The 5365-nt window shown below is 61.8% G+C and carries 5 protein-coding genes; all 5 read left to right on the top strand.

The features are described from left to right. On the top strand, positions 1-629 hold a 629-nt coding region (rrtA, locus tag HUJ17_RS04795), incomplete at its 5' end, for a rhombosortase (protein WP_366471131.1). Continuing rightward, entirely contained in the window at positions 613-2307 is a 1695-nt protein-coding gene (locus HUJ17_RS04790) for a DUF3592 domain-containing protein (protein WP_290509604.1), read from the top strand. The genes rrtA and HUJ17_RS04790, both read left to right, overlap by 17 nt. 169 nt (positions 2308-2476) lie before the next feature. Beyond that, complete coding sequence (locus HUJ17_RS04785; protein ID WP_062816762.1) at positions 2477-4024, top strand: 2-isopropylmalate synthase; 1548 nt, start codon at positions 2477-2479, stop codon at positions 4022-4024. Between the two features lie 37 nt (positions 4025-4061). Further along, positions 4062-4811, top strand: coding sequence for a hypothetical protein (locus HUJ17_RS04780; protein WP_063508899.1), 750 nt, complete (start codon positions 4062-4064; stop codon positions 4809-4811). Then, positions 4792-5280, top strand: coding sequence for a ribosomal protein S18-alanine N-acetyltransferase (gene rimI, locus HUJ17_RS04775; RefSeq protein WP_290509603.1), 489 nt, complete (start codon positions 4792-4794; stop codon positions 5278-5280). Before HUJ17_RS04780 ends, rimI begins: the two co-directional genes overlap by 20 nt. Positions 5281-5365 lie beyond the last annotated feature (85 nt).

The raw sequence follows: 5365 nt of genomic DNA, 5'->3' as shown, positions 1-5365 counted from the left end.
TTTCAGCCGGTACCTCCATGCAACCCAGAGACAACAAACTCCGCCTGCACTTCGCCCTGATGGTGATCCTCATGGTGGTGTTGGGTCTGGCCCATGCATGGGTTAACCCCTGGCTGGGGTTTGATCGTGGGGCCATCGAGCAGGGTCAGATCTGGCGGTTGCTGACCTGCCATCTGGTGCATCTCAATCACTGGCATATGCTGCTCAATCTGGCCGGGCTGGTGCTGTGCGGTTATTTCTTCACGGACCTGCTGGATCGAGCGCGTTTCTGGAGCTGGCTGCTGTTCTGTGGGTTGGCAACCGGTCTGGCGCTGTATTTTCTGGATACCGGTTTGCAGCACTATGTGGGGCTCTCCGGTATCCTTCATGGCTTGTTGGTTTTCTGTCTGTTACTCGGCTGGCGGGGGAACCCCTGGTTGCATTCGCTGGTGTTACTGGTGATCGCCGGGCGCATTGTCACTGAGCAGCAGGCAGGCTATGACGTGGATTATCTCCGTAGCTGGATCGACGGGCGGGTCTATGTGAATGCCCACCTGTACGGTGCCCTGGCCGGAGTATTGTTGTTTGGGGGAATCACCGGTGTCGAATACCGCAGAAAAAACAGAACAGGACATGCAGAAAGACGATAAGGCATCAGGGTGTATGACCATCCTGTTTCCCGGGGTTTTCCTGGTGGCAGGCCTGGCGGTGATGTTCTTTGTGGGACTCAAACCCGTCTTTCAATACTGGCATTCCAGTAGCTGGGACAGGGTGCCGGCCACCGTGCTTAGCAGTACTCTCAATCGCAGTTATTCTGACGGTTCCACCACTTACAGCGTCAGCGCCCGCTACCGCTATGACTATAACGGGCGAAGCTACGCCAGCGATACGGTGAGCCAGTATGGCGGCAGCGATAATTTCGACGATTACTGGCAGCGTCTGGCCCGCCGTCTGGAGTCGGCTCGCACCCACGGACGCACCGTCTTGGCCTGGGTCAACCCGGCGAATCCGTCCGAGGCGTTTCTGGATCGCACTCTGCGTTGGGGCTCACTGGTGTTTGGCCTGGCCTTCGGTGGTGTCTTTGCCTTGGTGGGCGGCGGCCTGATGTTTCTGTTTAACCGGGACAGCAAGGGCAAGGCCGAGCTGGCAGATGGCGGCCAGTACCACAGCAATGAGAAATCCGGTCACTGGTTTCTGGTGGGGTTTGGCGCCATTTTCATCCTGCTGCCGTCGCCAGCGTATCTGGCCGTCTGGGACAAGGTCAGCCGGGGTGACTATGCGATTCTGATGGTGCTGCTGTTTCCCGCCGTGGGCGCCGGCATTGCCTGGGCAGGCTGGAAAATGCGCCGTAATTACCGGTTTTTCGGCCCCACTCCCCTGGAGCTTGACCCGGAGCCGGGCCATGCCGGGGGGCAGGTGGGTGGCGTCATCCGCCTGGGCAAGGCACTGCCCCGGGAGACGGACATGGACGTATGGCTAAGCTGTATCCGTGGCCGGGAAAGCGGCAGCGGCAAGGACCGCAAGACCGTGGAAGACATTCTCTGGCAGATTGACCAGCGGGCCTTTTGCCAGCCCACCCAGCAAGGCAGCGATATTCAGTTCTGTTTCGATGTGCCGGCGGAGCAGCCACCGACCTCCGGGAGTGGCCGCAATTATATCTGCTGGCGCGTAGAGCTGGAGGGCAGGGTAGAAGAGCGCAAGCTGAAACGCAGCTGGGATATCCCGGTGGTGGCAGGGCAGGGGGAAAGCCGTTTCCGTCTGCCGGAGTCCCATGTCATGGCCGACCAGCGCGAGCGTCAGGTGGATGCGCTGGAGTCCGCCAACGAACAGATCCGGGTGGCGCAGACCGGCCAGGGTCTGCACCTGGAAAGCCGTCCGGGCCGACACCTGGGCATGAAGCTGGCGCTACTGGTGTTTGGGGGTATTTTCGCCGCCGTGGGCACCGGGCTGTTTATCGCTGCCGCCAGCGAGGGTTTCATGCTGTATGTCATGGGCAGCATCTTCGGGTTGATTGGCTATGCCATTGTCGGCAGCACCCTCTTTACGCTGGGGCGTGGACTGGATGTATGGATTCGCGGTGGCGAAGTGCGCAGCCTGCGCCGCTGGCTGGGTGTGCCCCTGTTTACCCGCAAGGGACAGCTGCTGAGGGCGGAGCAGGTCGTGCTCAAGAGTGGCATGAGCAGCACCACCAATGGCCGCCGCACCGAGTACATGACGCTGATCGCCGAGGTGGATGGCAAAAAGATTCGGTTGGCAGAGGGAATCGCCGGGCGAGAGGCGGGAGAGGCCCTGCGTGAAGCCGTGCTGCGCACCCTGCGACTGGTGTAGAATTCAGGGAAACCCCAACGACAAATCATCGTAGGAGCCATGCTCGCATGGCAAAGAGGCTTCGGGTTGGCAACTGCGTGGCAGGAAACTTGCCACCGTCGTTCGCCCTGCCAGCACAGTTCCTACAGCTCGGTGAGCTGGATGGCTCACCCGCCAGAGAGAGACCCCGATGAGCAAAGAACGCCTGATTATTTTCGATACCACCCTGCGCGATGGCGAGCAGAGCCCCGGCGCCACCATGGACCAGGACGAGAAGCTGCGTATCGCCAAGGCCCTGGAACGGATGAAGGTGGATGTGATCGAAGCCGGCTTCGCCATCGCCAGCCAGGGGGACTTTCTGTCGGTGAAGGCCATTGCCGACACCGTGCGCGAATCCACCATTTGCTCCCTGGCCCGTGCCAAGGCGTCGGATATCGACCGGGCGGCAGAAGCCCTGGCCGGGGCAGAATCCGGGCGCATTCATACCTTCCTGGCGACCAGCCCGATCCATATGCAGCACAAGCTGCGCTTGGCGCCGGATCAGGTGGTCGAGCATGCGGTGGCGGCGGTGAAGCATGCCCGCAATCATATGGGGGATGTGGAGTTTTCCTGTGAGGATGCGGGCCGTTCCGAGCTGGATTTCCTGTGCCGTATCATCGAGGCAGTGATCGATGCCGGCGCCACCACCATCAACATCCCTGACACAGTGGGCTATGCCATTCCCGAGCAGTTCGGTGACACCATCGGCAAGCTGCTCACCCGCATTCCCAACGCGGACAAGGCGGTGTTCTCTGTCCATTGTCACAATGACCTGGGGTTGGCGGTGGCCAATTCACTGGCCGCCGTCCAGGCCGGTGCCCGGCAGGTGGAATGCACCATCAACGGTCTCGGTGAGCGGGCGGGGAATGCCTCACTGGAAGAAATCGTCATGGCGGTCCGTACCCGCCAGGATCTGTTCAACGTGGACACCGGCATCAACGCCAAAGAGATCGTGCCCACCTCGAAAATGGTGTCGCAGATCACCGGCTTCCCGGTGCAGCCCAACAAGGCCATCGTCGGCGCCAACGCGTTCGCCCACGAGTCCGGTATCCACCAGGACGGGGTACTCAAACACCGCGAAACCTACGAGATCATGTCCGCCGAGGATGTGGGCTGGCATACCAACCGGATGGTGCTGGGCAAGCATTCCGGCCGCGCTGCCTTCCGCGCTCGCCTGGACGAGCTGGGCATCACCTTTGCGTCGGAAGCGGCCATGAACGAGGCCTTCCAGCGCTTCAAGGATCTGGCTGACAAGAAACACGAAGTGTTCGATGAGGACCTGCAGGCGCTGGTCAGCGATACCAAGAAAGCCGCCGAAGAAGAACGTTTCAAACTGGTGCTGCTGGAAGCCACGGCGCGCACCGGCGAAACCCCGGAAGCACGTATCGTGCTGACCATTGATGGTCAGGAGCGTGAGGCCACCTCCACCGGCGCCGGTCCCGTCGACGCGGCCTTCAAGGCCATCGAGATGCTGGCGGAAAGCCACAGCACCCTGCAGTTGTATTCGGTGAACGCGATTACCGCCGGCACCGACAGCCAGGGTGAGGTAACGGTGCGGCTGGAAAAGGGCGGGCGAATCGTCAATGGTCACGGTGCCGATGTGGATATCATCACTGCCTCGGCCAAGGCCTACCTGAATGCGCTGAACCATTTTGCGGCGGGCCTGGAACGGGCCCACCCGCAGGCGGCGGATGTATGAGTCTCTGGTTGGACATCCGACCGGTGCGGAGCGCCCTATGAATGAAGCCCAGCGACAGCATTACCTGAAAGCCCTGGGGTTAACGCCCTGGGTGGCCAGGGCGCCGTTGCCCGGTGCCGCGTCCTCGCCGCTGCTGGACTGGGAAGACGAGGAAGAGCCGCCTGCGGCAGTGGCATCACCAGCGCCTGCTCAGGACGCTCCTGCCCCGGCTTCGCCGCAGACAGCGGCCCCTGCTGCCAATGAGTCGCCGGTTCAGGAAGCTCCGCAGAGTCCATCGGCGCCCAAAGCCACTACCGATACCCCGGAACCGGCACCATCCGTACCGGCAGTCGCCAGAGGCAAGGGTCTGACCTTTACCCTGGAGGCCCATCTTGGCGGTGATACCTGGTTGCTGTGCGCCCAGGAAGACAGCCAGGCACCGGGGCTGGGACGTTTTGAAGCACCGCTGATGGCCAACCTGTTGGCCCTGTTCCAGGCCCGCCCTCAGCGCCCGCGGCGTTTCTTCTGTCCGCTGACCGAACAGCCCATGCCCGCAGAAGAAGCGGCCCAGGCGCTTTCGGCTTTTATTTCCGGGCTGTGTGAACAGTCGGGTGGCGAACGGGTATTGCTGTGCTTGCCGGAGGCCCTCAGTGAGGCGCTGTTTGATCAGCCCCGCTACCAACCCTTCGAGTTAGGGGGGCGCCCGGCGCTGGTGGTCAGCAGCCTGGCAGAAATGCTGGCGGAGCCGGCGCAGCACAAGAAAGCCAGCTGGCACGCCATGCAGGCAAATGGCTTCCAAGGTGGGTGAGCGGACCCGCGTGGCAGCCATCCGCGCCATGGAGCTGGAAGACGTGGACGCGGTTATGGCCATCGAAGCCGCCGTCCAGCTGACCCCCTGGAGCAGCACCCACTTTCGCGATTGCCTGGGTAACGCCAATTATCTGTGCCAGGTGGCCACCGTGGATGATGTCCCGGCGGCTTTTCTGATCCTGTCGCGAATCCTCGACGAAACCCATGTGCTCAACATCGCCGTAGCCCCGGCCTGGCAGCGCCATGGCATCGCCCGGCGATTACTGCAACAGGCCCTCGACGCCGCCCGCGCTGATGCCATGACCGTGGTCTATCTGGAAGTACGGGAAAGCAACCAAAGCGCCCAGGCACTCTACCGCCAGCTGGGCTTCGAAATCTGCGGCGTGCGCAAGAACTACTACCGCAAGGGGGAAGGGCACGAGAACGCGGTGTTGATGCAGTGCCTGCTCTCCAGCGGACATAAATAGTTAGCTACGAGCTACGCTGGTTGGATAGGGAAAGGTTGGGAAGTTCCCGAGATCTCGTCATTTCTACGAAGCCGCTGTAGGAACG

Source organism: Alcanivorax sp. (assembly GCF_014762765.1).
In the GTDB taxonomy this organism is placed as follows: domain Bacteria; phylum Pseudomonadota; class Gammaproteobacteria; order Pseudomonadales; family Alcanivoracaceae; genus Alcanivorax.
The sequence above is the reverse complement of the archived record's forward strand: the minus strand, read 5'-3'. Positions and strand labels throughout refer to the sequence as shown.